We start from the raw sequence: 25338 nt of genomic DNA, 5'->3' as shown, positions 1-25338 counted from the left end.
GGAGGTTGTGGGTTCCTCACAGCTCTCGGGTGAGCCGGTAGGCCGTCGCGAGCGTCAGGAGGCCGGCCACGAGAAACGCCGTCGCCGACGCGAGGACGAACCCGAGGACGAGAAACCACCCCTCGGGGCCGAGCACTGGATACCGTTGGGTCCCGGGAACCGGACCGACGAGTTCGAACACACGCACGAGGTAGACGAGGACGGCGAGGGCGACGCCAGCGGCGACGCCGACGAGGGCGTTGCGTCGCACCTGCAGGGCGTCGATGAGTCCGGCCGACGGCGGCCGCGCTGGGGGCTCGTCGCTCACGGGAGGGAGTTAGACACCCACGATCAAAGGCCCGTCGTTGTGCCGGCGTCGCCACGTGTGCCGATTGCCCGCCCGCGGCCGAATACGCCGCCGCTCGCGACCGAATCGCTCAAAGGGTACGAGTTCCTGGGTCGAACAATGACTTCGGTGGGAACCGCGGACGCGTCGCCGGGGACGGTCGATACGGGCCGTCTCGAGGTCGGCGAGACCCGCGATGGCAGCACGTTCGGACTCCCCGTCGCCGTCGTCGAGGGCGCGCGCGACGGGCAGACCCTCTACGTTCAGGCGGCCAGCGACGGCGACGAGCTCAACGGCGTCGGCGTGATTCAGCGCGTCGTCCCGCGGATCGATCCCGACGAACTCGCGGGGACCGTGATCCTGATCGGCATCGTCAACTACCACGCCTTTCAGGTGGCCGAACACCGCAATCCCATCGACGACACGAAGATGAACCGGGCCTACCCCGGCGACGAGAGCGGCACGTCGAGCGAGCGCATCGCCGCCGCCACCTACGACGTGGCCCGGACCGCCGACATCGTCCTTGACCTCCACCAGGGGTCGACCAGTCGGATGATCGACGAGGTGCGTGTCAGGTGTGGCCGGCGCCACCGTCTCCACTCCGAGTGTCTCGAACTCGCGAAGACGTTCGGCTGTGGCTACGTCCTCGACCAGAAGGGGCCGGACGGTCAACTCGCCCGCGTCGCCCCCTCGGACGGCGTACCGGCGATCGATCCCGAACTCGGCGGCGCCGTCGGCTGGGACGAGGGGAGCATCGCCAAGGGCGTCCAAGGCGTCTTCAACGTCCTTCGGGGGTACGGCTTCCTGCCCGGTGATCCGGCGGTCGAAGCCCAGACACGGGCGAAGGCGTTCGACCAGTACGGCTCGCCGGTCGGCGGCCTCGTCAACCTCGAACACGAACTCGGCGACCGCGTGAGCGCCGACGAGACGCTGTTCGAGGTGACCGACATCTTCGGCGAGTTGAAAGCCCGGATCACCGCCGACAACGACGGCATATTCTGGCGGAGTCGGCGCCTCCCGCAGGTCGCCACCGGCGAGTACGTCTGCTCGGTGGGGAAAAACGTCGACACGTACTGATAGTGCGTACTGTACGTCGTTCCCGGTGGGTCGCCGATCCGTTCTGGCGACCCACCGGCACACAGTGAGGATAAAGACGATCATGCCCCCCGCCGACCTCGTCTGTCCCGACTGCGGCCGCACGTTCGCCGACCGCTGGCGCTGTTCCTGCGGCGCGCCCCTCGAGTTCGCGTCGGCGCCGCGGCCGGACGGGCCGGCGCCGGAGTTCGCCGCGTTCGACTCCCGGCGAGGCCTGTGGGCGTTTTCGGACTTTCTCCCCGTCGAACGCCGCGTCACGCTCGGCGAGGGGTTCACGCCGCTGGTCGAGGCACCCGACCCGAACGTCTCGTTCAAACTGGAGTACGTCTCGCCGACGGGGAGTTTCAAGGATCGTGGCGCGGCGACGGTCGTCTCACGGGCGGTCGAACTCGGTGCCGACCGGGTGATCGAGGACTCCTCGGGCAACGCCGGCGCGGCCATCGCCGCCTACGCCGCCCGCGCGGGACTCGACGCCGACATCTACGTCCCGGCGGCCGCCGCGGCGGCGAAACGGCGGGCCATCGAAGCCGTCGGCGCACGGGTGATCGAAATAGCGGGAGACCGCGAGACGGTGGCCGCCGCGTGTCGGAACGTCGTCGAAGCGGGCGATGGCTGGTACGCCAGTCACGCCTGGAACCCCGCCTTCTTCGCCGGCACGGCCACGTTCGGAATCGAACTCGCCGCCCAGCGCGACTGGTCGGTGCCCGACGCCGTGGTCGTCCCCCTCGGCCACGGGACGCTCCTCCTCGGCGCCCACCGGGGGTTCCGGGCGCTCGCCGAGGCGGGATGGATCGACCGAATCCCCCGACTGCTCGCGGTGCAGGCGGCAGGCTACGCGCCCATCGCGGGGGAGACGGCGGGGACGAACGATCTCGCGGACGGCATTCAGGTCCGGAAACCGGTCCGCCGCGCGGCCATCGTCGACGCCATCGAGGCGACCGACGGCGACGCTATCGCGGTGTCGGCCGAGGCGGTGCGGCGGGCTCACGAGTCGCTCCGGGCGAGTGGCTTCGACGTGGAACCGACCGCCGCCGCGGCGGTTGCGGGGCTCCGGGGGTATCGTGACCGGGGGACGCTCGACGGCGACGACATCGTCGTGCCGCTCACCGGCCGGGGGAAGTAAGCTCCTTACCGAATCTCGTCAATCGCGACGAACGCGTCGCAGTCGGCCGTGATCCACGCCGTGAGTTGCTCGTCGTCGTCGACCGTCGGGGGGTAGATCGTACACTGTTCGCCGTCGCTCCCGACGGCCTCGACGGTGTGTTCGAGCGTGTACGTCGGCCAGCGGTCGAGGGCAGGGCTATCCAGCAGTCCCCCACCCTCGTCGACCGAACTCACGGCGGTCCACCCCGAACTGTGGATCGATCACACATCACAGTCGACCGACGGTCCGCATCGGGCTTGGCTATTCACCGATTACCGTTGCTTAACGACCCGTTGAACGGGCGAAAGGGAGGATTACCCTCATGGGGATTGCTGTAACTGGATTCCGGTGGGTCGCCAGGACGGGTCGGCGACCCACCAAGACCGACCGACAACAAACCGTATCACCGTTCGGGGTGGGTCGGCGCGTCGAACCCCCCGCGAACGAGCGGTTTGGCGACGTGACGGCGGGCACAGGGTGGCACCTCGTACCACCCCGGATCGAGGGCGCGGTCGAGCGGTCGCTCCACCCGGCCGGGGGCGGTCGTGTCGCAGTCCCGGCACCGATAGCCCTGGTCGCGCCCGGCGCTCTCCATCGATCGGCCGCAGTCGGGACACCGGGGCACGACGCGTTCGGTCGTCACGGGGTCCCGGAGAGCGAACTTCTCGAGTTTGAGCGTTCCGCCCCCGACTTCGCCACAGACGGTGACGCGGTCGCCGGCTCTGAGGCGCCGCACCCGGTCGCGGAAGCGTTTCGTCGGCTCGAAGGCGACACAGGGGAGAGTCGCCGCCCCGTCCCGGATAGTCAGGTGGACGTGTCCCCCCAGCCGCGTCTCGGGGCCGTCGTCGACGACGCCGTCGACGCGGTAGGCACGCCCGTCCTGCACCGCACCGATCGTTCCCCCCCGGAGGTGGGCGTCCGTCCCCTGGTTGGTCAGGTACGTGACCGTCCGCTCGACGGGTTCGCTCTCGATGGCGTCTGCCACCTCGCGGACCGTCTCCGCGTCGTCGCCGCGGATGCCGTAGAGGATGGGTCCCGGCGCCGCCGGCACGCAGACGAGTTCGCCCTCGACCCGGTCCACCGTGTCCCAAGCGTCGGGATAGGCCGCCTCGGCCGCCGCGAAGACGCTCTCGGCGTCGATATCGCGAGGGGTCCCACACCGCTCCAGCCGTCGGTACGCGATGTGTTCGTGCGTCCAGTCGTCGAAGGCGCGCCGGGCGCCGAGGGCGGCGAGGGCGCCGATCCGCCCCCGGCCGCCGTCGTGGCGATAGCCGAGGCGGTCCAGCAGGCCCCCCGCTTCCTCGACCGAGAGTCGCTCGCGGAGCGCGCGACCGGCGAAGTCGACGACTGCGTCGGGGATGGCGTCGAGCGTGGTGTCAGCGACGACGACCCCCGGGTCCGTCCGCGGGTCCGCGACTTCGGCGAGGCGGTCGACTTCGGCGGTCGCCAAGTCGAACGCGCGGGCCGGATCGCAGTCGGTGTCGAGACAAAGGGCGGCGTTGCCCCGCGTCTTGAACTCGATGGCGGGGTTGAGTCGGATCAGGAGGTGGCGCTCGACCGACCCGCCGGCCGCCTCGATGGCGTCGGCCACGCGGGCCGCCACGTACGTCGTGCACATCCCGCGCTCGCGGGAGTCGGTGTCGTCGAGGCCGACGAGGGTCACGGACTGTGTAGGGCCGCCGGCGGTCAAAGCGGTTTCGCGTCGGCGAACCAATCGACGGACGTGAGCCGGATACCCGACACAACATATATATGTCACGGAGCGCTTACCATTCGTTATGTCACGGTCAGCACTGGTCGGAAACATCACTGCGATGCTTGGGGACGCGGGGTTCGCGGTGAGCGACCGGTGTTCGATCCGCCCGAAGAGCTTCGATCTGGCGGCCCGGCGCGGTGACGACCTGCTATTGGTGAAGATTCTCGCCAACGTGGACGGCCTCGACGCCGAGACGGGCGTGGAGATGCGCCGACTCGGCTCGTATCTGTCGGCGACACCGCTGGTCATCGGCTTGCGGACCCGCGACGAGGAGTTGAAACCCGAGGTGGTCTACTTCCGCCACGGCGTGCCCGCGATCAACCCCGACACCGCCTTCGACCTGTTCGTCGAGAACGTCCCGCCGCTCATCTACGCGGCGCCCGGCGGTCTCTACGTCAACATCGACGGCGACCTGCTCGCGGACGAACGCGAGGAACGCGGCTGGAGCCTCGGTCGTCTGGCGACCGAACTCGGCGTCTCGCGACGCACCGTCTCGAAGTACGAGGACGGCATGAACGCCAGTATCGACGTGGCGATCAAGCTGGAGGACCTGTTCGACCAGCCGTTTAGCAATCCCGTCGACGTACTCGACGGCGCCGACGAGGTCCGGGACGCCGATCCAACGCCACAGGACCCCGCGCTCGACCCGGAGGAAGATCACGTCCTCGCGGTCCTCGCCCGCGTCGGGTTCACCGTCCACCCGACGACCCGAGCGCCGTTCACCGCCGTCAGCGAGGACGGCGACCGCGAAATCGAGAATCTGCTGACGGGCCACTCCGCGTTCACCCGAAGCGCGGAGAAGCGCGCCCGAATTATGTCCTCGCTCGGCGAGGTGACCCGCACCCGCGCGGTGTACGTCACCGAGGAACGCGAGAAGCGCGACGCCGTCGAGGGCACCGCGCTGGTGAGCCAGGAGGAACTGGCGGCGCTTCGGGACGCCGACGACCTTCGGGACCTGATTCTCGAACGCGCGCGGTCGCCCGTCGAGAGCTGATCGGATCGGGGCGAAAAACTATCCGCCCACCGACCGCTCGTCTAGGTATGCCGGACGGCTACAGCATCGTCGACCCCGACGACGTGCCGGCCGGGGAGTTCAACACCTGCGAGACTGCCGTACGAAAGCTAACCGAACCGCTCGGGGCGGCCGAACTCCGGGTGAACCAGGTGATCGTCGACCCCGGCGAGGTGACGACCCCCCACACCCACGAGGGACAGGAAGAGGTGTTCGTCTCGATGGACGGCGGGCAGATATCTCTCGCGGACGAGGTGCACGACGTGCCGGCCGGCGGAATCGTCCGCGTTGCGCCGGAGACGGTCAGAAACCTGTGTAACCACACTGAGGAGCGACACGTCTGGTTGGCGTTCGGCGCGCCGCCGGTCGGGACCGTCGACGGCTTCGGATCGTACGTCGTCGAGGATCAGGCGCCGTAGGTCTCGTCGAGGTAGGCGACGATGTCGTCGCTCTCGGCCATTCCCTCGACGTCGTGGTCGGGGTCGATCAGAACGGGGACGCCCGTCTGGCCGCTCACCTCCTTCACTTCCGTCCGCTCGGAGTGCGACCGGGGTACCTCGTGGGAGACGTACTCCAGACCGAGTTCGTCGAGTTTTGTCTTTACCTTCGCGCAGTAGGGGCAGCCGGGGAGTTCGTAGAGTTCCAGCGATGGCATCGGTGACAGTACAGGCTCCGTGAACTTGAGGCCGACGGACGTGTGTGCCGCGGACGCGACGGCGCTACGCCGCCAGCGTGTTCGTCCGCACGACGTAGTAGAAGACGAACGCGCCGGCGAGGACCCAGTGACCGAGGCGCACGTCGTCCCACTCGCCGCGTGCGGCCTTCACGATGGGGTAGGTGACGATGCCCGCCGCGATGCCCGTCGCGATGGAGTAAGTCAGGGGCATTACGAGGATGGTCATGCCGGCCGGAATCGCGTAACTCAGGTCGTCCCACGCGATGTCGACGACGTTGCCGAGCATGACGACGCCGATGACGACGAGAGCGATATGGGAGGCGTACAGCGGGATGGCGGCCGCGAGCGGGACGACCGCCAGCGACGCGAGAAAGAGCAGGGCAACGACGAGGGCGGTCATACCCGTCCGGCCACCCTCCTCGACGCCGGAGGCCGACTCGATGTAGGTCGTCACGGTCGAGGTGCCGAGCATCCCACCGACCGTGGTGCCGACCGCGTCGGCCATCAGCGGCCTGTCGATGTCGGGGAGGTTCCCGTCCTCGTCGAGAAAGCCCGCGATCTGGGAGACGCCGGTGAGCGTCCCCGCGGTGTCGAAGAAGTCGACGAAAAAGAAGGTGAACACGACGAGCGCGAAGGTGAACGCCTCGATGTCGGCGACGCCGGTGACGAAGGCGCCGGCGAGGGGCGTGATGTCGTAGGTGGCGCCGGGGGCACCGGCGACGAGGCTGTTGGCCGCCTCGCCGCTCACGAGGCCCGCCTCGACGACCCCCCAGCCAAGCGCCGTCGTGGCGAGGATGCCGACGATGATCGATCCACGGATGCCACGGGCATAGAGCGCGAAAGTAAAGAGGAGGCCAACGACGGAGACGATAGCGACCGGATCGGAGGCGACGGCGCCGAGCGTGATCAGCGTCGCCGGATCGTCGACGACGATGCCCATGGCCTGCAGCCCGATGATCGCCAGAAACAGGCCGATACCGGTGCCGACGGCGAACTTGACCGGTTCCGGAAACGCCCGGATGATGTACTCGCGGGCCCCGACGGCCGTCAGCACGATGAAGATGATCCCCTCGACGACGACGGCGGCGAGCGCCGTCTGCCACGGGATGCCGAGTGCGCCGACGACGGTGAACGCGAAGAAGGCGTTCAGGCCGAGCCCGGGTGCCTGTCCGAACGGCCGGTTCGCGTACAGTGCCATGATGAGCGTCGCCACCGCCGCCGCGATGATGGTGACGACGGCGAGCATCGACTGTACCTCACCGGGGCCGTACCCCGACACGACGATGCCCGGTTTCTCGCCCGGAATCCCGGCGAGGATACTCGGGTTCACCACGACGATGTACGACATCGTGAGGAAGGTGGTGAGTCCCGCGAGCGCCTCCGTCCGGAGCGTCGTGCCGTGTTCCTCGAATCCGAAGTAGTTCGCCAGGGAGTCGCTGAGTCCCATGTACGACTGGTCGTATCACTAATGTCGAACTTAACAGTTGGCATGCTGGTCGGGGTCCCCGTTTCGATCCGTCAGAAAATCCGTACGCTGGGGCTGCACGGGAGCACTGCTCGACCGGTGAGGGACGCGGCTGGCGGAGTCAGTGCAAATATATCATAAACAATTAATATATTTATATGTAGCTGCGGATTCGTATCCTAGCATGGCAACCAAAACCAGACCGCAGCCCGACGACGGCGAGTACGTGGAGATGTTCCCCGACTGGGTCTACCAGATCCCCGGTGCCGTTCTGATCGCCCTCGGCTTCGGTGGGGTCGTCTACCTCTCGCTCTTTTAAAACGGCGAGCGGCGGTTACTCCTCGGCCAGCAGGTCGCTCGCCGTGAGAAGCGATTCGAGTTCGATGCCGTGGTCCGCCAGCAGGTCGTTCGCTCCGTCTTCCCGGTCCACGACGACGAGAACCCGGTCGACGACGGCGCCCGCCTCGCGCAGCGCCTCGACGGCGTCGAGTGCGCTCTTGCCCGTCGTGGCGATGTCCTCGAGGACGACCACGTGGTCGCCCTCGTCGAGGCGGCCCTCGATCCGGTTGCCGGTGCCGTACTCCTTGGCCTGCTTGCGCGCGATGACGTACGGCCGGCCGGTTTCGGCGCTCGTGACGGCGACGAGGGGCACCGCGCCGAGCGCGACGCCGGCGAGTTTCTCGTCGTCGCCGAGGCGGTCGGCGAACGCGTCGGCGATGAGGGAGAGACACTCCGGATCGGTCTCGAAGAGGTACTTGTCGACGTAGTAGTCGCTCGTGCCGCCGTGGGAGAGTTCGAACTCGCCGAACTTCACGGCCTCGGCCGCGCGGAGCGCCGCGATGAGTGCCTGGTTCGTCATTGGCGTGTTCGGGGCCGCGAACCGACATAAACGGGGCGGTTCGTCGGAGGCGAACCGCCGGAATCGAGGGGCGGTTCGTCGGAGACAAATCGCCCACGACGCGGGCGCCGCCTACCACGGCTCCGTTTTGAGCCCCAGCAGATACGCCCCGGCGTTCGTCGTCAGATGCAAGAGTGGGGTGGCGACGACGACGACGGCGAGGCGGGCAAGCGAGAACGTCGAGACGGTCCACGCGGGCGCGAGGAGCGCAGCGAGGGCGAGCGCCCCGACCACGAAGTCGAGTTGGTCGAGGCCGGGGACCGCGGCGCCGCGCTGCCGGCCGAGGCGGCGTTTCAGAAACGAGGCGCCGACATCGCCGAGCATCGCGCCGAGCGCGAGGCCGACGGCCGCCCGGAGCGGGAAAGCCGGGAGGTCGGCCCCGAGTGCGGCGACGACAGTCGGGCGGGCGACGTTGAGCGCGACGGCGAGGGCGATGCCGACGAGCGTGCCCACGGCCGTGCCCCGCCACGTCTTGCCGTCGCCGAGTAGTCGGCGGCCGTCGAGCGTCCGTCCGCCGTCGATGGGGCGTCCCCCGCCGGCGAGGACGGCGGCGTTGTTCGGCACGTACGCCGGCAGCATTGCCCAGAGCGCCCCCGCAACGAGCGAAATCATCGGTATCGGTCGAGTAGGTCACCGAAGGATGTTAAACGCGGGTGATCGGTCCGTCGGTGGAACACGCTGAAGACCCCCGCCGCCCACCATCCGATAATGTCCTCGTGGAGACGCGACGTGGCCAGCGGACTGGTGGTCGTCGTGCCCGTCCTCGTCATCCTGATCGTTCTCAACTGGCTCTACTCGCGGGTAGCCGACCTTCCCATCGTCGACACGCTGCCACCGTACTACGGCGTGCCCGTGGCGCTCGTGGTCTTCGCCATGCTGGTGCTGTCGGTCGGCTACCTCATGCGGACGACGGTCGGACGACTGTTCGAGACGGGACTCGACAGCGCGATGAACCGCGTGCCGCTCATTCGGGTGCTTTACAACGCCTCGAAACTCGCCGTCGAGACGGCACTCACCGGGACCGAGGACCTCCAGAAGCCGGTTCGGCTGGAGACCTGGCCCGGCATCCACATGACGGCGTTCAAGACGGGGCAGCAGACCGCCGACGGCGACGAGGTCCTATTCATGCCAACCGCACCCAACATCACCACGGGGTTCGTCATCGAGGTCAGCCCCGATCGGATCGAGGAAACCGGCGAGAGCGTCGAAGAGGCGCTGACGCGCATCCTCAGCGCCGGGTTCGCCGAGGACGAGCGCGCCATCGACATCGAGGTCGACGACGTCGACGACGTACCGACCGGCGGCGAGGAGTCGGCCGACTAGTTCAGCGGGCACATCGTCCCGGTCGATGCATCCTCCGGGGACGGTCCGGCGAGAATCCACGAGGCCGTCGAAGGGGCTCTCTCATAGTGGTCATTGTAACTCAGTACCGGTGGGTCGCCAGAACTGGTCGGCGACTCACCGGTAACCAGTTACAATAAACACTATCAGACGTCGACGTACTCGAACCACTCGGCGTGGTCGTCGGTCCGGCGCTCGACCAGATCGAAGAAGGCCCCCTGAATGTCGGCCGTGACCGGACCACGCGTCCCTTCGCCGACGACGACGTTGTCGACCTTGCGGATCGGGGTCACCTCGGCCGCCGTGCCCGAGAAGAACAGTTCGTCGGCCGTGTTGAGTTCGCCCCGGCTGATCGTCGCGTCGTCGTGGACGGTGTAGCCCAGTTCTTCGGCGAGCGTGATCACGGTGTTGCGGGTGATGCCGTCGAGGATGCCCTCGGCGAGCCCCGGCGTGTAGATTTCGCCGTCGCGGACGAGAAAGAGGTTCTCGCCCGGCCCCTCCGCGACGTTGCCCGCCTGGTTCAGGAGCAGCGCCTCGACGTACCCCTCCCGTTTCGCCTCCAGACTGGCCAGCACGCTGTTGACGTACGGCCCCGTCGTCTTCGCGTTGGTCGGAATCTGCGAGGAGGCGTACTTTTGCCACGAGGCGATGGTGACTTCGACGCCCTCCTCCAGTGCGTCCTCGCCGAGATACGCCCCCCACGGCCAGACGGCGATGGCGACCTGCACCGGGCAGCTCTCGGGGTTCAGGCCGAGCATGTCGTAGCCGTAGTAGGCGATGGGACGGATGTAACACGACTCGATCTCTTGGCGGCGGATGAGCTCCTTGGTCGCCTCGGTCAGCTCCTCGCGGTCGAAGGGGATGTCCAAATTGTAGGGTTTCCCGGACTGGTAGAACCGATCCAGATGCTCTTCCCACCGGAAGATGGCCGGGCCCTCCTCGGTGTCGTAACAGCGGACGCCCTCGAAGATGCCCGTCCCGTAGTGGAGGCCGTGGGTGAGGACGTGAATCTGCGCGTCGTCCCAGTCGACGAACTCGCCGTCGAGCCAGATGGTGTCGACGTCGCCGGCCTCCCGCATCTCGTCGAAGCCCATCTCACACACCCCCCAGAGCGAGGCGTGCGCTTCCCGTCCGAGTCGCGTCGGTAGAAGTCATCGTATCGAGCGACATGAGTTGCTTCTTTTTTAGCCCAATCCAGTCTTAACAGTTTCCGTGCCGGACAACGGTCGGCCCTCGGCGCCCGTCTTCGTGTTCACAACGACACGCTGGAGCGCATCCTCGGCGGGGAACGTGATCTCACGGATGGGATGGGGTTCTTGTCGGACTCCGACGCCGCCGCCGAGGCCCGCGAGACACACGAGCGGGGGCACGAAAGACCGTCGAGCGGACCGACGGATGAGAGTCGTCACGAACGACGCCGACCTCACGCATTCGGAGACGCGGGCGGTGGTCGACGTGGAGTCGTATCGGGAGTAGACGACCTCGGCGGCCTCCAGTAGAGTACTTTCAGGCGGACCCCTCGTGGGGTCGGAGCCGTGCTACTCGGTCAGCGCCCGGATCAGCGCCGCCCCTTCGACGAACGGCAGGTCGTGCCGGCGAGCGTACGCCTGCGCACTGGCCGTCGAGAGCGCGCCGCCCGTCTCGTCGTCGAGCATCTCACAGCCAGCGACGGCGGGGGCGGCGCCGGCCGCGTGGGCGAGGGCCAGGCCGAGTTCGGTGTGTCCGCGACGGTCGTCGAGCAGTCCGGGCGCCCCCCGGAGGATGTGGACGTGGCCGGGCGTTCGGAACTCGCCGGCGAAGGCGTCGACGCCGTAGGTCTCGTCGCCGCTCACCTCGCCCAGTCGGCGGATGGTCAGCGCCCGGTCGTCGTCGGTGACGCCCGTGAAGCCGTCGCGGTGGTTCACCGTCAGTGAGAAGGAGGGATGGGCGTCGTAGCCGAGGTCACTGTGGTCGTTCGCCGGGTGGTCGACCGACTCGTGGAGGAAAGGGAGGTCGAACCGATCGGCGACGGCGGCGGTCAGCGCGACGAAGATGAGGCCGCCACCGTCGTTTCGCATCCGGGCAACGGCGGCGGGCGTCACGGCGTGGGCGGGATAGAGGATGTCGGTCTCGCCCTCGCGGTCGTCGGCGTCGTGGACGAGCACCGGGTCGCCGGCCCGGAAGGCAGCGGTCGCACGCTCCAAGGCGCCGGTGGATTCCCCCCGCATCACCGCTCCCCCAGATGGACGGTGAGTTCGTCGCCGTCGCCGAGGGCGAGTTCGTTCCGGAGTTTCACGGGCGCGATGAGTTCGAGTTGCGTGGCGTCGTGGTGGGTTCGCTCGGGGACGATGACGTGTGCGCCCTCGTACGTTCCGGCGTCGCTCTCGACGCGGGCCGCATAACACGTCGCGGGGCCGAACGTCCGGTCGCCGTCCTCCCAGCCGTCGATGGGCGTCGCCTCGGTCGCGAGCCCCTCGAGTTCGGCACGGGCGCGAACGCTCTCGGCGGTGAGTTCGACGTTGAGCGTCCCCGCGAACGGTTCGTAGCCGAGGCGGTCGCGGAACTGTCGCATGTAGCCCGACAGCGAGATGTAATGTTTTCCCTCGCCCATTCCGCTGGTTACCGTGCCGGTAAGCGACAGGCTGGCGTCGGCCTCGAACAGCCGGCGGTAGTCGGCGTACTCGCGCCGAAGCCACGCCACGCCCGCGTCGGTGACGGTGACTCGCTGGCCGTCGGCCAACACCTCTCGGTCGAGGAGCCCCGCGTCGTCGAGGCGCTGGAGTCGCCGGGACGCCGTCTGTGCCGACGCGTCCAGTTGCTCGGCCAGGCTCGAACAGGATAGCTTCGTTCGGTCGTCGAGGCCGCCGGCGAGCGCCACCCGCTTCAGGGCGGCGAGTTCGTCGGGACCGACCGTCGACGCCGCTGCGGTCTCTGGCATGTTCGAAGTTACGACTCGTCGCCTATAAGCATACCGAATACGGTATGCATAACAAAATCGTTATACTTGGGAGAGGCGAGAACGCCCTGGCGACGCTGGTCTCCGAACGCGTCGGCGGGGGCTTACGCCGGCAGGATGACCCCGGCGATCAGCGACCCGCCGACCGCCGACACCGCGAGAGCTCCGATTCCGAGTGCCAACACCAGAAACACCAGTATCCACCAGAGCGGAACCGCGTTCGACTCGGCCATAACTCCCCGTCGTCGGGGAGGCCCCAAAGAACTTCCCGTTCACCGCAGGAGCCAGCGCAGGAATCCGGTTCGCTGCTCGCTCCCGTCGTCGGCCACCGCGTCGTCGCCCTCATCTTCCGTCTCCGCATCCGCGTCGTCGTCGGCCGGCTTCAGGGACTCGTCGCCCGTCAGATCGGCCGCGAGCCGTCGGTAAGCGTCCGTCGCCGGGGCGTCGGGGGCCGCGACGACGAGCGGGTCACCGGCGTCGGCCGCGGCCGACACCGCCGGATCGTCGGGGATGGTCCCCCGGACGGGGACGCCGAGGTGGTCGGCGACCGTATCCGGATCGGTATCCGGCGTGACCCGTGTCACCACTGCCCCCGCAACCGGCGTGTCGAAGCGTCCGGTCACGTCGCGGGTCTTCGCCGTGTCGTTCAGGGCGCCGCGTTCGGGCGTCGACACGAGCAACACTTCGTCGGCGACCCGGAGCGGTTCGACGCTGTCGTGGCTCAGCCCCGCCGAGGTGTCGACGAGGACCACCTCCGCGTCGAGGCCGTCGAGCAGCGCCGCCAGGTTCGACGGGTTGGCCGCGCCGAAGTCGTCGAGGGCGTCCGACGCCGGCAACACTTCGAGGCCGACCGGCCCCTCGCGACAGGCGTCGGTGGCCGTCACCCGACCCGCGAGTACGTCGTGGACGGTCGGGCCGTCGTCGGCGTCGACGCCGAGCGCCCCGGCGAGGTTGCCCATCCCGAGGTCGGCGTCGACGACGACCGTCTCGTGTCCGCCCGCGGCGAGGACGGCGCCGAGGTTCGCCACCGTCGTGGTCTTGCCGACGCCGCCTTTCCCGCTGGCGACCGCGTACACGCGCATGGATCGTCAAAACTCTCCGCCGGGGAGCATATAACTCTGCTCCCCGAACCGTGGCCAGTCAAAGGTTACTTCAGCGCTGCCGGCGCTAGAGCTACCAATGAGTACCGACACGCAGGACGCCGACGACGACCGTCGGAAATACGAGTTCCGGAAGGTCATCGAGGACCTGAAGGAGTACGAGGGCTCCGGCACCCAACTCGTCACTATCTACATCCCGCCGGACAAGCAGGTTTCGGACGTCGTCGCCCACGTCACCCAAGAACACTCGGAAGCGAGCAACATCAAGTCCAAGCAGACCCGGACGAACGTCCAGGACGCGCTGACGAGCATCAAGGACCGCCTCCGCTACTACGACACCTACCCGCCCGACAACGGCATCGTCGTCTTCAGCGGCGCCGTCGACGCCGGCGGCGGACAAACCGACATGGTGACGAAAGTGCTTGAGAGCCCGCCCGACCCCATCCAGTCCTTTCGCTACCACTGTGACTCCGACTTCCTCACCGAGCCACTGGAGGAGATGCTGTCCGATAAGGGGCTGTTCGGTCTGATCGTTCTCGACCGCCGCGAGGCAAACGTCGGCTGGCTCAAGGGCAAACGCGTCGAACCCGTCAAATCCGCGTCGTCGCTCGTCCCCGGCAAGCAGCGGAAAGGGGGCCAGTCCGCCCAGCGGTTCGCCCGTCTGCGCCTGGAAGCCATCGACAACTTCTATCAGGAGGTCGCGGAGATGGCAAACGACCTGTTCGTCCCCGAACGCCACGATCTGGACGGCATCCTCGTCGGTGGTCCCTCGCCGACCAAAGACGAATTCCTCGACGGTGACTATCTCCACCACGAACTGAGGGACCTCGTCGTCGGCAAGTTCGACGTGTCCTACACCGACGAATCCGGCCTCTACGACCTGGTCGACGCCGCCCAGGACGTGCTCGCGGACCAAGAGGTCATGAAGGACAAGGTGCAGATGGAGGAGTTCTTCGAGAACCTCCACACCGGGGACCTCGCCACCTACGGCTTCGAGCAGACCCGCCGGAACCTCGTCATGGGTTCCGTCGACCGCCTGCTCATCAGCGAGGACCTCCGCAAGGACGTGGTGATCTACGACTGCGACGGAGGGGAGGAGTTCGAGGTAATCGACCGCCGACACGCCACGCCCGACCACCAGTGTTCGGACGGGGGCGAAGCCGAGATGCAGGAACGGGAGGACGTGATCGAACACCTCATCACCATCGCCGAACAGCGCGGCACCGAGACGAAATTCATCAGCACCGACTTCGAGAAAGGCGAACAGCTCTACGACGCCTTCGGCGGCGTCGCGGGCATCCTGCGCTACTCGACCGGAATCTGATCTGATAGTTTTTTCGGGCGTCGTCGTGGAGTCAACGTCGCTATGGCCCTCATCCGCCGGCTCCTCGCCGCCCGCGACGAACGTCCCGGCTTCGTCGCCGTTGCCCTCCTCGCCAGCCTCGTCCTCGCCACCTACCCCGCCGTCGACTGGTACCTTCGCGCCGCCGACATCGCCCCCCGCTTTGGCTTCTGGGACTTCGGCGCCTACTCCGCTGCCGTCGACCGGTGGGCCGCGGGCGAGTCGCTCTACGTCCCGAACGACGACGGCGGCTACCACGGCAGCTACCTCTACCCGCCCGTTGCCCTGCTCGCGTTCGCCCCGTTTCTCCTCACGCTCCCCTTCCGTCCCGCGGTCCTCCTGTGGACGGCCGTCACCCTCGGGCTCCTCTGGCTCGCGGTCCAGCGTCTCGCGACCGCCCTCGGCGCCACCCTCCACCCGCTCGAACGGCTCGCTGCCCTCCCGCTCGTCGTCGGCTTTCACCCCGTTCTCCTCTCGGTGAAACTCGGCCAGACCGCGGCCGCGCTGGGCGCCCTCCTCACGTTCGCCGCGTCGGCGTCGCTCCGCGGTCGTGGATATCTGAGCGGAGCGCTCACCGCCTGCTGTGGCGTCGTCAAACTCCCGTACGCCCCCGCGGGCGCCCACCTGCTCGAGGATCGGGACCGCTTCGTCGGCGCCGTCGCCGGCGGCGTTGCACTCCTCCTCTGTTCCCTCCTTCTGTTCGGCGTCGACGCCCACCGTACCTTCCTCGACGTGCTCGCGTGGGGGATCGACGAGGGGAGCGCCGCCCGCTCGCCGAGAATCTGGCTCCCGCCGTACTACCGGCCGTTCTACGACGTGCCCCACTCGCTCGTCATCCGACTCGCCGCCAGCCTCGCCATCGTCGTCGGCGTCCTCCGGGCCGACGGCGCCGTCCGCGAGGTGATCGCCCTCGGCTTCGCGGCCGTCCCCCTGCTCGCGCCGCTCACCTACGCCTACTACTTCGCCGCCGCCGTCCCTACCGTCGTCCTCCTCGTCGCCGCCGAACTCGACCGCCCGGCCGGCCGGCCGGCGCTGCCAGTGGTCGGCCTCCTCTTCTTGCAGGTCCACTCGTACGGCCTCCGCTGGATCGGGATGGTCGCCCCCGAGTGGGTGCCGGGCGTCCTCCTGCAGCCCGGCCTCTACGGCAACCTCCTGCTCGTCGGCCTCGCGGGCGTCCGCGTCGCCGCCGGTCGCGAGCGGTCCGTGCGCGACGCCGTTTCGGTCGGCCGCCGCGACGACTAGCGGAGCATCTCCGCCAACTGGTGTCTGCGGCGCTCGATGTCGGCGTGCGGGTCGAGATCGTCGGCCTCGGCGGGCGCCGCCAACCGATCGAGGGTCAACAACACGTCCGCGCCCGCCCGTTCGGCGTACGAACAGCAGTCGTCGATGTCGTCACGGCGGAGCGCGAGCGAGTCGAGAAGGCCGAGCGCGAGCGCCAGTGCCGCGCCCGCCTCGCCGCTCGGAAACGACTCGTGAACGGCGTCGAACGTCGGGTCCGCGGGCCCCCCGCCGGCGGGATGCGTGCGAAGACAGTGAGAACAGAGCGTCGCGTACGCGCGCCCTTCGGGGGCGTGGTCGCGAAGGTCGGTCGGGACGGCGAAGGCGACCGTCGGCCCGCCACAGACCGGACAGGTCATCGGACGACTCCCCACGAACGGCCGGGGTCACGAGCCGACGGACGTCCGTCGTGGTTCACGGCGACCACTAGTCGTCGGCGGTGGCGACTTCCGCTTCGCGCTCGGCTTCGGCTTCCGCCTTCTCCTCTTCTTCCTTTTTCGCCTTGATCTTCTTCAGTCGGAAGATCTCCTCGCGCTCCTGTTCCTCCAGTTTCTGCTCGATGTACTCCTTGTTCTCGTTGAGGTCGGGGAGGAGCTTGAACTCGAGGGCGTTGACGCGGCGCTTGGTCGTCTCGATCTCGGTCAGCATCTTCTTCATCGCCGTCTCCACCTCGGCGGCGAGGATGATCGATTCGAGAAGTTCCTCGTAGGCGTCGGCGGCCTCGTCGATCCGGCCGGAGGAGCCGAGCAGGCCGTAGCCGCGCTGATCGAGGCTCTTCCGGACCCGGGAGGACTCGATCTGCGGGACGACCACACCCATGATGTTTTTCGACTGGGTGGTGATCTCCGGATGCTCCTTGAGCGCGGCGGCGGCGCCGCGGACGGCCACGTCGCCCTCCATCGCCCGCGCCATGTTGATCTTGCGCTGAGCCGTCCGGTAGTTGTCGTCGAGGTCCGCACGGATGTCCTGGGCCTGATCCAGGATGTCCATGAACTCCATGATGAGGCCGTCGCGTTTCTGTTCCAGCGTGTCGTGCCCCCGCTCGGAGAGTTCGATCCGATCCTCGATCGCCATGAGGTTCTTGCGGGTCGGTTTGACGTCCTCGGCCATTGCCGGAGGGTTGTGGACCGAGCCTCTTATCCTTTTACTGTTTCCGTCCCAGCCCCGCCCCCTCGACTCGGTCCATCCACGTCACGATCGCGACGTGGGGCAGGGTCAACACGGCGATGAAGACGAGATACAGCGCCGCCAGCACCCGCGGCGCGGTGTCGACGCCGGCGACGACGGCGACGCCCCCGATCACGAGGACCGAAACGGCGGTCAGCGGCGTCGCGTCCGCGCCCGTTCGGAGCAGCGCCGCGAGCGTCCCCCGGTCCCGGAACGCCGCCCGGGCGCCGCCGTCGACGCCCATCAGCCGTCCGACGTGCCGGAGCGAATGCCAGACACAAAAGTAGACGCCGACGGCGACGAGCGGCGGAACGACGAGGAAGTACGCCCAGAGCAGAAGCGTCTCGGCGGCGTCGAGTCGCCAGCCCGCGTCGCCGGCGCGGTAGCCCGCGGCGAGCGTGCCGACCGTCAGCGCCGCAAAACCCGCACACAGCGCCAGACGGGTATCGGGGGCGACGAGCCATGCCGCGGTCAGGTCCCGCCCGAACAGCGCCACCCACGCGTCGACGACGGCCCGGTATCGCTCGGGATACCGCAGGAGCGGGACGAGCATCGGCAGCCCACCCCGGACCAGTACCGTGCTCGCGCGCACGCCCGCGCTATCGAGATGTGAACTCCCCAGCGCGTCGAGCGCGTACAGATCACCTTGCCCCCAGTGAAGCCAGGTCAGCGCGACGAACAACGCCGCCGACGCGACGGGCGCGACGACCCACAGCGCCGCGTACGCGCCACCGAGTGTGAGGTAGACGAGGCCGACGACCGCCATCGATCGAAGCGTGGTCGGCCGGCCAGCGGCGCGGGTCGGCGCGAGGTGGTCCACGGCACCGTGCGGGAGACCGAACAGGAGGAGACTCGCCGCCAAGGGCAGATACCGAACCCACAGCGGGAGGTCGGGAGCGAGACCGGTCACCGTCACGACGACCGATCCCAGCCCGACGGCGGCGACGGTGAGCCACGCGGGGCGACAGCCGACGGCGCGCACGAGCGTCGCCAGTTCGGGGTCGGCCCCGACGACGGGGGCGGCGTCGCGGCCGCTCGTCGCCGTCCCGCGGGCGGTTCGACCCATCTACGCCGTGTCCGGATCGGCGCCCTTCGGCACCACGTCCGGTTCGTCGACCGTCCACCGGTCGAGCACCCATCGGTAGAGGACGAGTCCCTGCACGACAAAGAGGTTCGTCACGAGGAAAAACGTCGCCTCCTCGACGGGGAGGCCAGCGACGGTGAGCCCCGTCGTGTACTGCTCCGAGAGGATCCAGATGCCGTACTCGATGGCGATCCGGTCGGCGACACAGAGGTACGTCGTGGGGACGAGCGTCCCGAGCGCGACGAGTCGCCGCCGTGCCCAGAGCTGTGGCGCCCCCACGGCCCACTGGAGCGCGAGCACCGGCGCCGCCCACGCGGTGATCGCCCCGAGATAGAACGTGGCGTCGGTACCGAGCATGAGCCAGCCGGCGACGCCGAGGCCGACGGCGAGCGCCGTCGCGGCCACCCGCGACCGGATCGGGTGGGCGACCGTCGGCCACTCGCTCGGGAGCGAGAGATGGGAGAGCCAGAGCGCCGTCAGCCAGGGCTGGACGAGGATGAAGAGGTACTCCCCGATCGGCGCGTGGCCGAGGTTGGCGAGCGTGCTCCCGTCGCCGTACCACCAGACACCTCGGGCGATGAGGTAGTTGTCCCAGGGTATCGTGTACGCCAGCGCGACGGCGGTGATGACGGCGACGCCCGTCCAGTACGTCCGCCCGACGCCGAGGGGGCGGACGGCGGCGCTCATCCGCGACCGACTCACGAACGCCGTGGCGATCATGAGCATCGCGGCCGGGAGCAGGAAGGCGAGGTGGAACTGCAGGTACGTTGGTCCGGTCATCGGTATCTGTTGTCGTCGCGGGGTCGAGCGCAGGTTCGTCGTCCGTTACTAAAATCCACCGGGACCCGTTATCGCGAACGGGAATCCCGGCTGGTGATCCCGTCCGGCCGCCGGCGTCGAGCGCGGCGCGCCGAGTGCCGCCACCGCGGCGGCGGGGACCTCTGAAGACTCCCGATACTCCCGATCAGTCGTCGGCCGGTTCGGCCGTCGGCGACGTCGTGCCGGCGGCGTCGAGCACTTCGCGGCTCGACAGCAGGATGATACCGAAGCCGACCTTCGCCACCAGGTCGAGCACCATGAACCCGGCCGTCTCGATGTACAGCGAGATGACCCCGAGGCCCTCGGTGCCGACGATCCACCACACCGGGTAGACGAGCCAGACGACGACGATCAGCGTCCGCAAGGTGCTGAACGTCGACGCCGCGTCACCCGAGAGTCGGCTTGCCTTTTCGTCGAGCGAGCCGTACAGCATGTACAGCAGGACGAGCAGGAAGCCGGTCGAGACGCCCCACCAGACCAGTCGCCGCGCGCCCTCGGTGAGCACGCCGGGACCGGCCGAGAGCGTCGCCACGACGCCCGTCCCGATCATCAGCATATCCAGGCCGACGAGCGACGACAGCTCGTTCCGGGTCGCCCCGGCCAGCAAGCCGAGGTCGATCAACAGCAACGGCGTGGTGAAAAACCAGTCCGTGTACCGGGCCCAGTAGATCGGTAGCTCCTCGCCACCGACCGTCACCATCGTCAACCCGAATCCAAGCGCCATCGCGAGATAGTTCACGAACGCGATGGCGGTGATGAATATGGTGACGATGTAGAACTCCTGTCGCCGTTCGTCAGTTTCGCCCCAGCCCCTAGCGATGAAGTACAACATCCCCAGGAACATGCCGAGCGTGCCGATCCACAGCCAAATTCCTTCGCTACCAGGTTGTGGCATAATGCAGGCAATATTTGACGGGCGATCGGCCTAAGCGCCGTCCCCAACTAGTTTGGCTAGCGGTCCAGAATAGCGCCGATGAGCTTCCGCTGGGCCGCTCGCAGGTGCTCGTGGAACGTCGACCGACAGACCCCCATCGCCTCGGCGAGGTCGTCGCCCGTCGCCTCGTGGGGCCACTCGAAGAAGCCGCCGGTGTACGCCCGCACCAGCGCCGCATGCTGGCGGTCGGTCAACTCCTCGCGCAGGCGGGCGACGAACTCCTGTCGGGTCTCGACGCGGCTGTCGCCGTGTCGGTAGCTGACCAGATCCCCACCCTCGTACCGCTCCATCACGGCGTCGGTCATCGACCGCGCCAGCGACTCCCGGGCCACCTCGACGGTGAACCGTGCAACGCCGCCCTCGACGCGCACGTCCCGGAGTTCGGCGCCGTAGTCCGCGAGCAGGGATCGAAAGTCGTCGTCCGTGACCGACAGTTCGACGAGACAGCCCGCCTCGCCCTCGAAGAGCACGGCGTGAATCTCGACGGGCGTCCCGTCGCTCGCGGCCCGAACCGCCTCGCCCGTCGCGTCCGACAGTTCGAACAGGCTCGTCGGCCGGTCGCGGTCGGCGACGCTTCCCCGGTACGACAGCCGACAGTCGAGCGCGCCGGACAGATCGACCAGCGGGTGTCGCATGACGGTGAACTGCAGTTCGATGGTCTCCTCGCCACGAAGCGTCCGCTGGCTCTCGAGGGTGTTGAGCCCCGTCGCGACCGTCCGTCCCAACGCCGTCAGGACGGCGCGTTCGTGTTCATCGAACTCGCTGTTGTTCTCGGTGTACACCCCGACGACGCCGTAGAGCGCGTCGCCGTAGTGAAGCGGCACCGCGGCGACGGCCGTCGGTGGCAAGGTCCCGTCGTCACACGCCCGGATCGTCACCCGACGGTCGGTGATGGCCCGGGCGACGGCCGTTTCGAGGATGTCGTCGTGGTCGCCGTCGACGGGGATCGACCCGTCGGCCGTCCCCTCCCCGTGGTCGCCGGGCCACCCCGCGGCGGCCCGCCGAATCACCGCCTCGGCTGCGGGTTCGTACGACCCGATCCACGCGCCGGCGTACGTCGCCGCCAACCCGTCGACGACGCTCCGTTCGAGATCCGACCGCGACCGGGCCTCCGCCACCGCGCTCGACACCTCGGCGACGACGCCGTCGAGTCGCTCCAACAGCAGTTCCTGGGCCGCCCGCTCCTGTTCGACCCGGGCCGACCGGCGGGCCGCCGCTTGCTCCGCTCGCTTGCGGCGGGTCACCTCCTGCTGGAACCCGACGTAGTGGGTGAGACGCCCCTCGTCGTCGCGGAGCGGCGCGATGGTCACCTCGTTCCAGAACAGGTCGCCGTTCCGCCGGTAGTTGCGGAGTTCGACCGTCGTCGCCGCCTCGTTCTCGATGGCTTCGCGCATCTTCGCCACCGGTTCCTCCCGGGTCGCCTCGCCCTGTAGAAACCGGCAGTTACGCCCAACCGCGTACGCCGGCGGATACCCCGTGATCCGTTCGAAGGCGGCGTTGGCGTACACCAGCGGCATATCCGGCATCGTCGCGTCGGCGATGGTGATGCCCACCGGCGCCTCGTCCATCGTCCGCGTTTTCAGCGCCTCGTCGACGGCGTCGGTGCTCGCCGCCGTCGCGGTCGACTCGGCCGATTCCGCCCCCGACGCGACGCCCGGATCGGTGTCGGGGGAGAGGCCTTCCGTCATGACCGTAAGCGGGAGCGAAGCCACAAATGAGTTTGGGCGCGTCCGCCCGAACGGCGAGATCAGTCGCAAAAAGGAGGTGGCCGAAACCGGCGCCGAGCTAGTCGGCCGTCGCCTCTTCTTCGACCGCGTCCTCGCGGTAGTGCTCCGCGATGAGCTCCTCGTCGATCCGGTTGAGCTCCTCTTTCGGGAGGTTCGAGAGGAGGTCCCAGCCGATGTCGAGGGTCTCGTCGATGTCGCGATTCGTGTCGAAGCCCTGGTCGACGAACTCGCGTTCGAACTCGTCGGCGAAGTCCAGGTACTTGTTGTCGCGGTCCGACAGGGCCTCGCGGCCGACGATGTTCACCAGGTCGCGCAGGTCCTCACCCTCCGCGTACGCGGCGTACATCTGGTCGGAGACGTCGGCGTGGTCCTCGCGGGTGAGGCCTTCGCCGATCCCGTCGTCCATCAGACGGGAGAGGGAGGGAAGCACGTTGACCGGGGGCTGGACGCCCTGACTGTTGAGGTCGCGGTCGACGTAGATCTGTCCTTCCGTGATGTAACCCGTCAGGTCCGGAATCGGGTGCGTGTCGTCGTCGCCGGGCATGGTGAGGATCGGAATCTGCGTGACCGACCCGTCACGACCCTGAATCCGACCGGCGCGCTCGTAGAGCTGGGCCAGGTCGGTGTACATGTAGCCGGGGTAGCCACGACGACCCGGCACCTCCTCGCGGGCGGCACCGATCTCACGCAGCGCCTCGCAGTAGTTCGTCATGTCCGTCAGGATCACCAGCACGTGGTAATCCTTCTCGAAGGCGAGATATTCGGCGGTCGTCAGGGCCATCCGCGGCGTGACCGTCCGCTCGACGGCGGGGTCGTCCGCGAGGTTCATGAAGACGACCGACCGCTCTAGCGCGCCGGTGCGCTCGAAGTCGTCCATGAACTCGTTGGCCTCCTCGGCCGTGATTCCCATCGCGCCGAAGATGACGGCGAACTCGGAGCCCTCACCGCCCTCCTCTTCCTCGGGGACACTCGCCTGTCGCGCAATCTGGAGCGCGAGTTCGTTGTGCGGCAGGCCCGATCCGGAGAAGATGGGGAGCTTCTGCCCGCGAACGAGGGTGTTCATGCCGTCGATGGCGGAGACGCCGGTCTGGATGAACTCCTCGGGATACTCGCGGGAGTACGGGTTGATCGCCGCGCCGACGATGTCCTCGCGCTTCTCGGGTTCGATCGCCGGCCCGTCGTCGATGGGTTCGCCCGACCCGGAGAGGACGCGACCGAGGAGGTCCTCGGTCAGCTTCATCTTCAGCGTCTCGCCCTGGAAGCGGACGAACGCGTTCTTGTCGATTCCCGAGGTGCCTTCGAACACCTGGATGGCGACGAGGCCGTCCTCGGATTCGAGCACCTGCCCCCGGCGAATCTCGCCGTCGGCCGTCTCGATTTCCACCATCTCGTCGTAGCCGATGGGTTTGTCGACCTCGGCGAACACCAGCGGACCGCTGATCTCGGTGATCGTTTTGTACTCTTTCATCTCAGTACAGCTCCCGAATCTGCTCGGTGATGTCGTCTTTCAGCTCGTCCATGTACGCCTCGTACTCCTCCTGCACGCCGATGCGGTTGATGCGCGGCAGGGCCTCGACGGCCGTGATCTCCTCGACGGGGACGCCCGCTTCGAGCGCGTCGAAGGCTTCGTCGTTGAACGTCTTGATCGTCGTGAGGATGAGATACGTCTTGTCGGGTTCGCAGTAGGTGTCGACGTCGTGGAACGCGTTCTGCTGGAGCCACGCCTCGCGGATGTACCGCGCGATCTCGAGGGTGAGCTGTTGATCCTCCGGCAGCGCGTCCTTGCCGACGAGCTGGACGATCTCCTGCAGTTCGCCCTCCTCGTCGAGCGTGTCGATCGCCCACTGGCGGACCTCGGCGTAGTCCTCCGCGACGTTCTCCTCGAACCACGGGTCGAGCTGGTCCCGGTAGAGGGAGTACGACTCGTTCCAGTTGATCGAGGGGAAGTGTCGGCGTTCGGCCAGGTCGGCGTCGAGCGCCCAGAAGCATTTCACGATGCGGAGCGTGTTCTGCGTGACCGGCTCGGAGAAGTCGCCACCCGGCGGCGAGACGGCGCCGACGACCGAGATGGAGCCCTCCGTGCCGTTGATGTTAGCGAAGTAGCCCGCGCGCTCGTAGAACTGGGAGAGCCGCGCGGCGAGGTAGGCGGGATAGCCCTCCTCGCCCGGCATCTCCTCCAGACGCGAACTGATCTCGCGCATGGCCTCCGCCCACCGCGAGGTGGAGTCGGCCATCAGCGCCACGTCGTAGCCCATGTCGCGGTAGTACTCCGCGATGGTGATGCCCGTATACACGCAGGATTCGCGTGCCGCGACGGGCATGTTCGACGTGTTGGCGATGAGCGTCGTCCGGGCCATCAGCGGGTTCCCGGTCTGCGGGTCGGGCAGTTCCGGGAAGTCCTCGATGACCTCGGTCATCTCGTTACCGCGCTCGCCACAGCCGATGTAGACGACGATGTCCGCGTCGGACCATTTCGCCAACTGCTGTTGGGTGACGGTCTTCCCGGAGCCGAAGGGCCCCGGAATCGCCGCCGTACCGCCCTTGGCGATGGGGAACAGGCCGTCCTGCACCCGCTGGCCGGTCAGGAGCGGCTCCGTCGGCGTCTGCTTATCGCCGGCGGGGCGCGCCTCGCGTACCGGCCACTCCTGGCGCATCCGGATCTCCTCGCCGTTGTCGAGTTCGGCCACCGTCTCGTCGACGTTGAACTCGCCCGATTCGATCGAGACGACTTCCGCCGTCTCGCCCTCCTCGAGGGCGTCCGGCGGGACGAGCACCTTGTGCTCGATGGTCACCGTCTCGGGGACGGTGCCGATGATGTCGCCGCGGCCGACCTCGTTGCCCTCCTCGACCTCGGGAGTGAACTCCCACTCTTTTTCGAGGTCGATGCCGGGCGCGTCGACCCCGCGGTCGAGATACGGGCTGTTCATCTTGCTCTCGAGCACGTCGAGAGGGCGCTGGACGCCGTCGTAGATGGTGTCCAGCAGCCCCGGCCCGAGGTCGACGGTCAGCGGGTCGCCCGTGTTCTCGACGGGTTCGCCCGGACCGACGCCCGAGGTCTCTTCGTACACCTGAATGGTCGTGATATCGCCTTCGATCTCGATGACTTCGCCCATCAGCCCTTCGTCGCCCACGTAGACGACGTCGTTCATTCGGGCGTCGAGATCGACGGCGGTCACGACCGGACCACTCACGCTGTCGATGATGCCGTCCTCTCGGACGGTCGTGTCTGCCTGACTCATA

At 68.0% G+C, this 25338-nt stretch carries 28 protein-coding genes; 8 read left to right on the top strand and 20 right to left on the bottom strand.

All coding sequences use genetic code 11. The features are described 5' to 3' along the window. Positions 1-16 precede the first annotated feature (16 nt). Positions 17-307: a DUF7536 family protein gene (locus tag HALNA_RS03290; protein ID WP_049934963.1), complete on the bottom strand. Its 291-nt coding sequence runs from the start codon at positions 305-307 to the stop codon at positions 17-19. 138 nt (positions 308-445) lie between these two features. Between HALNA_RS03290 and HALNA_RS03285 the strand changes: the two genes are divergently transcribed. Together HALNA_RS03285 and HALNA_RS03280 are read left to right on the top strand one after the other, a co-directional pair. Continuing rightward, positions 446-1402 (top strand): succinylglutamate desuccinylase/aspartoacylase family protein, encoded by a 957-nt coding sequence (locus HALNA_RS03285; RefSeq protein WP_049937942.1) that lies wholly within the window; start codon positions 446-448, stop codon positions 1400-1402. A gap of 82 nt (positions 1403-1484) precedes the next feature. After that, positions 1485-2543 carry a pyridoxal-phosphate dependent enzyme gene (locus HALNA_RS03280; RefSeq protein WP_049934962.1) on the top strand — a complete coding sequence of 353 codons (1059 nt, stop codon included), beginning with the start codon at positions 1485-1487 and terminating at the stop codon, positions 2541-2543. A 5-nt stretch (positions 2544-2548) separates the two neighbouring features. On the opposite strand, the gene HALNA_RS03275 is transcribed toward HALNA_RS03280, so the two are convergent. After that, positions 2549-2758, bottom strand: coding sequence for a DUF7511 domain-containing protein (locus HALNA_RS03275; protein ID WP_049934961.1), 210 nt, complete (start codon positions 2756-2758; stop codon positions 2549-2551). A gap of 209 nt (positions 2759-2967) precedes the next feature. Then, complete coding sequence (locus HALNA_RS03270) at positions 2968-4227, bottom strand: tRNA(Ile)(2)-agmatinylcytidine synthase (protein ID WP_049934960.1); 1260 nt, start codon at positions 4225-4227, stop codon at positions 2968-2970. 115 nt (positions 4228-4342) lie between these two features. Here HALNA_RS03270 and HALNA_RS03265 point away from each other — a divergent pair, with 115 nt between their 5' ends. Both HALNA_RS03265 and HALNA_RS03260 read left to right on the top strand, forming a co-directional pair. Further along, complete coding sequence (locus HALNA_RS03265; protein WP_049934959.1) at positions 4343-5314, top strand: transcriptional regulator; 972 nt, start codon at positions 4343-4345, stop codon at positions 5312-5314. Between the two features lie 47 nt (positions 5315-5361). Then, the gene (locus HALNA_RS03260) at positions 5362-5751 is read left to right on the top strand and encodes a cupin domain-containing protein (RefSeq protein WP_049934958.1); all 390 of its coding nucleotides are present in this window, start codon (positions 5362-5364) and stop codon (positions 5749-5751) included. Here the strand turns inward: HALNA_RS03260 and HALNA_RS03255 are convergent. Continuing rightward, positions 5739-5987 carry a glutathione S-transferase N-terminal domain-containing protein gene (locus HALNA_RS03255; RefSeq protein ID WP_049934957.1) on the bottom strand — a complete coding sequence of 83 codons (249 nt, stop codon included), beginning with the start codon at positions 5985-5987 and terminating at the stop codon, positions 5739-5741. The two genes, HALNA_RS03260 and HALNA_RS03255, sit on opposite strands and share 13 nt — an antisense overlap. 64 nt (positions 5988-6051) lie before the next feature. Further along, positions 6052-7455: an NCS2 family permease gene (locus HALNA_RS03250; protein ID WP_049934956.1), complete on the bottom strand. Its 1404-nt coding sequence runs from the start codon at positions 7453-7455 to the stop codon at positions 6052-6054. Between the two features lie 202 nt (positions 7456-7657). Between HALNA_RS03250 and HALNA_RS21300 the strand changes: the two genes are divergently transcribed. Continuing rightward, the gene (locus HALNA_RS21300) at positions 7658-7792 is read left to right on the top strand and encodes a hypothetical protein (protein ID WP_281172095.1); all 135 of its coding nucleotides are present in this window, start codon (positions 7658-7660) and stop codon (positions 7790-7792) included. A 15-nt stretch (positions 7793-7807) separates the two neighbouring features. Here the strand turns inward: HALNA_RS21300 and pyrE are convergent, their stop codons facing one another. Next, a complete protein-coding gene (pyrE, locus tag HALNA_RS03245) occupies positions 7808-8332 on the bottom strand; it encodes an orotate phosphoribosyltransferase (RefSeq protein WP_049934955.1) in 525 nt (174 codons plus the stop codon). A gap of 111 nt (positions 8333-8443) precedes the next feature. Further along, positions 8444-8983 (bottom strand): CDP-2,3-bis-(O-geranylgeranyl)-sn-glycerol synthase, encoded by a 540-nt coding sequence (locus tag HALNA_RS03240; RefSeq protein ID WP_049934954.1) that lies wholly within the window; start codon positions 8981-8983, stop codon positions 8444-8446. 96 nt (positions 8984-9079) lie between these two features. Between HALNA_RS03240 and HALNA_RS03235 the strand changes: the two genes are divergently transcribed. Beyond that, complete coding sequence (locus HALNA_RS03235) at positions 9080-9694, top strand: DUF502 domain-containing protein (RefSeq protein ID WP_049934953.1); 615 nt, start codon at positions 9080-9082, stop codon at positions 9692-9694. A 164-nt stretch (positions 9695-9858) separates the two neighbouring features. Here the strand turns inward: HALNA_RS03235 and HALNA_RS03230 are convergent, their stop codons facing one another. The 5 genes from HALNA_RS03230 to HALNA_RS03215 all read right to left on the bottom strand — a co-directional run bounded on the left by HALNA_RS03230 (position 9859) and on the right by HALNA_RS03215 (position 13729). Further along, entirely contained in the window at positions 9859-10806 is a 948-nt protein-coding gene (locus tag HALNA_RS03230) for a branched-chain amino acid transaminase (protein WP_049934952.1), read from the bottom strand. A gap of 444 nt (positions 10807-11250) precedes the next feature. Then, entirely contained in the window at positions 11251-11919 is a 669-nt protein-coding gene (gene ribB, locus HALNA_RS03225) for a 3,4-dihydroxy-2-butanone-4-phosphate synthase (RefSeq protein ID WP_049934951.1), read from the bottom strand. Then, on the bottom strand, positions 11919-12629 hold the full coding sequence (locus HALNA_RS03220; RefSeq protein WP_049934950.1) for a DUF120 domain-containing protein: 711 nt from the start codon (positions 12627-12629) through the stop codon (positions 11919-11921). Before HALNA_RS03220 ends, ribB begins: the two co-directional genes overlap by 1 nt. 122 nt (positions 12630-12751) lie before the next feature. Further along, the gene (locus tag HALNA_RS21295; RefSeq protein ID WP_281172094.1) at positions 12752-12880 is read right to left on the bottom strand and encodes a hypothetical protein; all 129 of its coding nucleotides are present in this window, start codon (positions 12878-12880) and stop codon (positions 12752-12754) included. A 39-nt stretch (positions 12881-12919) separates the two neighbouring features. Continuing rightward, complete coding sequence (locus HALNA_RS03215; protein WP_049934949.1) at positions 12920-13729, bottom strand: nucleotide-binding protein; 810 nt, start codon at positions 13727-13729, stop codon at positions 12920-12922. A 97-nt stretch (positions 13730-13826) separates the two neighbouring features. Here HALNA_RS03215 and prf1 point away from each other — a divergent pair, with 97 nt between their 5' ends. Continuing rightward, positions 13827-15071 carry a peptide chain release factor aRF-1 gene (gene prf1, locus HALNA_RS03210; RefSeq protein WP_049934948.1) on the top strand — a complete coding sequence of 415 codons (1245 nt, stop codon included), beginning with the start codon at positions 13827-13829 and terminating at the stop codon, positions 15069-15071. Positions 15072-15113: 42 nt separating this feature from the next. Then, the gene (locus HALNA_RS03205; protein ID WP_049934947.1) at positions 15114-16331 is read left to right on the top strand and encodes a glycosyltransferase family 87 protein; all 1218 of its coding nucleotides are present in this window, start codon (positions 15114-15116) and stop codon (positions 16329-16331) included. On the opposite strand, the gene HALNA_RS03200 is transcribed toward HALNA_RS03205, so the two are convergent. From HALNA_RS03200 to HALNA_RS03165, 8 genes are all read right to left on the bottom strand, one after another. Continuing rightward, positions 16328-16726 carry a DUF6276 family protein gene (locus HALNA_RS03200; RefSeq protein ID WP_049934946.1) on the bottom strand — a complete coding sequence of 133 codons (399 nt, stop codon included), beginning with the start codon at positions 16724-16726 and terminating at the stop codon, positions 16328-16330. The two genes, HALNA_RS03205 and HALNA_RS03200, sit on opposite strands and share 4 nt — an antisense overlap. A gap of 67 nt (positions 16727-16793) precedes the next feature. After that, positions 16794-17477 (bottom strand): V-type ATP synthase subunit D, encoded by a 684-nt coding sequence (locus HALNA_RS03195; RefSeq protein WP_049934945.1) that lies wholly within the window; start codon positions 17475-17477, stop codon positions 16794-16796. Positions 17478-17511: 34 nt separating this feature from the next. Further along, positions 17512-18600 (bottom strand): Brp/Blh family beta-carotene 15,15'-dioxygenase, encoded by a 1089-nt coding sequence (locus HALNA_RS03190; RefSeq protein ID WP_084509878.1) that lies wholly within the window; start codon positions 18598-18600, stop codon positions 17512-17514. Continuing rightward, complete coding sequence (locus HALNA_RS03185) at positions 18601-19398, bottom strand: lycopene cyclase domain-containing protein (RefSeq protein WP_084509877.1); 798 nt, start codon at positions 19396-19398, stop codon at positions 18601-18603. A gap of 184 nt (positions 19399-19582) precedes the next feature. After that, a complete protein-coding gene (locus HALNA_RS03180) occupies positions 19583-20332 on the bottom strand; it encodes a bacteriorhodopsin (RefSeq protein WP_084509876.1) in 750 nt (249 codons plus the stop codon). A gap of 56 nt (positions 20333-20388) precedes the next feature. Continuing rightward, positions 20389-22059: a bacterio-opsin activator domain-containing protein gene (locus HALNA_RS03175; protein ID WP_049934943.1), complete on the bottom strand. Its 1671-nt coding sequence runs from the start codon at positions 22057-22059 to the stop codon at positions 20389-20391. 97 nt (positions 22060-22156) lie between these two features. Continuing rightward, positions 22157-23566, bottom strand: coding sequence for an ATP synthase subunit B (locus HALNA_RS03170; RefSeq protein WP_049934942.1), 1410 nt, complete (start codon positions 23564-23566; stop codon positions 22157-22159). Between the two features lies 1 nt (position 23567). After that, positions 23568-25337: an ATP synthase subunit A gene (locus HALNA_RS03165; protein WP_049934941.1), complete on the bottom strand. Its 1770-nt coding sequence runs from the start codon at positions 25335-25337 to the stop codon at positions 23568-23570. Position 25338: the final 1 nt, after the last annotated feature.

The sequence above is a fragment of the Haloplanus natans DSM 17983 genome, from assembly GCF_000427685.1.
Lineage (GTDB): Archaea > Halobacteriota > Halobacteria > Halobacteriales > Haloferacaceae > Haloplanus > Haloplanus natans.
This window is presented reverse-complemented; position numbering and strand designations above follow the sequence as displayed.

What these genes read in the sequence shown, in the direction of transcription:
- HALNA_RS03185 (WP_084509877.1), bottom strand. Translation starts at nt 19,398, where the DNA reads ATGACCGGACCAACGTACCTGCAGTTCCACCTCGCCTTCCTGCTCCCG.
- HALNA_RS03280 (WP_049934962.1), top strand. Translation starts at nt 1,485, where the DNA reads ATGCCCCCCGCCGACCTCGTCTGTCCCGACTGCGGCCGCACGTTCGCC.
- HALNA_RS03255 (WP_049934957.1), bottom strand. Translation starts at nt 5,987, where the DNA reads ATGCCATCGCTGGAACTCTACGAACTCCCCGGCTGCCCCTACTGCGCG.
- HALNA_RS21300 (WP_281172095.1), top strand. Translation starts at nt 7,658, where the DNA reads ATGGCAACCAAAACCAGACCGCAGCCCGACGACGGCGAGTACGTGGAG.
- HALNA_RS03180 (WP_084509876.1), bottom strand. Translation starts at nt 20,332, where the DNA reads ATGCCACAACCTGGTAGCGAAGGAATTTGGCTGTGGATCGGCACGCTC.
- pyrE (WP_049934955.1), bottom strand. Translation starts at nt 8,332, where the DNA reads ATGACGAACCAGGCACTCATCGCGGCGCTCCGCGCGGCCGAGGCCGTG.
- HALNA_RS03265 (WP_049934959.1), top strand. Translation starts at nt 4,343, where the DNA reads ATGTCACGGTCAGCACTGGTCGGAAACATCACTGCGATGCTTGGGGAC.
- prf1 (WP_049934948.1), top strand. Translation starts at nt 13,827, where the DNA reads ATGAGTACCGACACGCAGGACGCCGACGACGACCGTCGGAAATACGAG.
- HALNA_RS03220 (WP_049934950.1), bottom strand. Translation starts at nt 12,629, where the DNA reads ATGCCAGAGACCGCAGCGGCGTCGACGGTCGGTCCCGACGAACTCGCC.
- HALNA_RS03260 (WP_049934958.1), top strand. Translation starts at nt 5,362, where the DNA reads ATGCCGGACGGCTACAGCATCGTCGACCCCGACGACGTGCCGGCCGGG.
- HALNA_RS03205 (WP_049934947.1), top strand. Translation starts at nt 15,114, where the DNA reads ATGGCCCTCATCCGCCGGCTCCTCGCCGCCCGCGACGAACGTCCCGGC.
- HALNA_RS03235 (WP_049934953.1), top strand. Translation starts at nt 9,080, where the DNA reads ATGTCCTCGTGGAGACGCGACGTGGCCAGCGGACTGGTGGTCGTCGTG.
- HALNA_RS03240 (WP_049934954.1), bottom strand. Translation starts at nt 8,983, where the DNA reads ATGATTTCGCTCGTTGCGGGGGCGCTCTGGGCAATGCTGCCGGCGTAC.
- HALNA_RS03250 (WP_049934956.1), bottom strand. Translation starts at nt 7,455, where the DNA reads ATGGGACTCAGCGACTCCCTGGCGAACTACTTCGGATTCGAGGAACAC.
- HALNA_RS03215 (WP_049934949.1), bottom strand. Translation starts at nt 13,729, where the DNA reads ATGCGCGTGTACGCGGTCGCCAGCGGGAAAGGCGGCGTCGGCAAGACC.
- HALNA_RS03195 (WP_049934945.1), bottom strand. Translation starts at nt 17,477, where the DNA reads ATGGCCGAGGACGTCAAACCGACCCGCAAGAACCTCATGGCGATCGAG.
- HALNA_RS03165 (WP_049934941.1), bottom strand. Translation starts at nt 25,337, where the DNA reads ATGAGTCAGGCAGACACGACCGTCCGAGAGGACGGCATCATCGACAGC.
- HALNA_RS03230 (WP_049934952.1), bottom strand. Translation starts at nt 10,806, where the DNA reads ATGGGCTTCGACGAGATGCGGGAGGCCGGCGACGTCGACACCATCTGG.
- HALNA_RS03200 (WP_049934946.1), bottom strand. Translation starts at nt 16,726, where the DNA reads ATGACCTGTCCGGTCTGTGGCGGGCCGACGGTCGCCTTCGCCGTCCCG.
- ribB (WP_049934951.1), bottom strand. Translation starts at nt 11,919, where the DNA reads ATGCGGGGGGAATCCACCGGCGCCTTGGAGCGTGCGACCGCTGCCTTC.
- HALNA_RS03285 (WP_049937942.1), top strand. Translation starts at nt 446, where the DNA reads ATGACTTCGGTGGGAACCGCGGACGCGTCGCCGGGGACGGTCGATACG.
- HALNA_RS21295 (WP_281172094.1), bottom strand. Translation starts at nt 12,880, where the DNA reads ATGGCCGAGTCGAACGCGGTTCCGCTCTGGTGGATACTGGTGTTTCTG.
- HALNA_RS03190 (WP_084509878.1), bottom strand. Translation starts at nt 18,600, where the DNA reads ATGGGTCGAACCGCCCGCGGGACGGCGACGAGCGGCCGCGACGCCGCC.
- HALNA_RS03175 (WP_049934943.1), bottom strand. Translation starts at nt 22,059, where the DNA reads ATGACGGAAGGCCTCTCCCCCGACACCGATCCGGGCGTCGCGTCGGGG.
- HALNA_RS03170 (WP_049934942.1), bottom strand. Translation starts at nt 23,566, where the DNA reads ATGAAAGAGTACAAAACGATCACCGAGATCAGCGGTCCGCTGGTGTTC.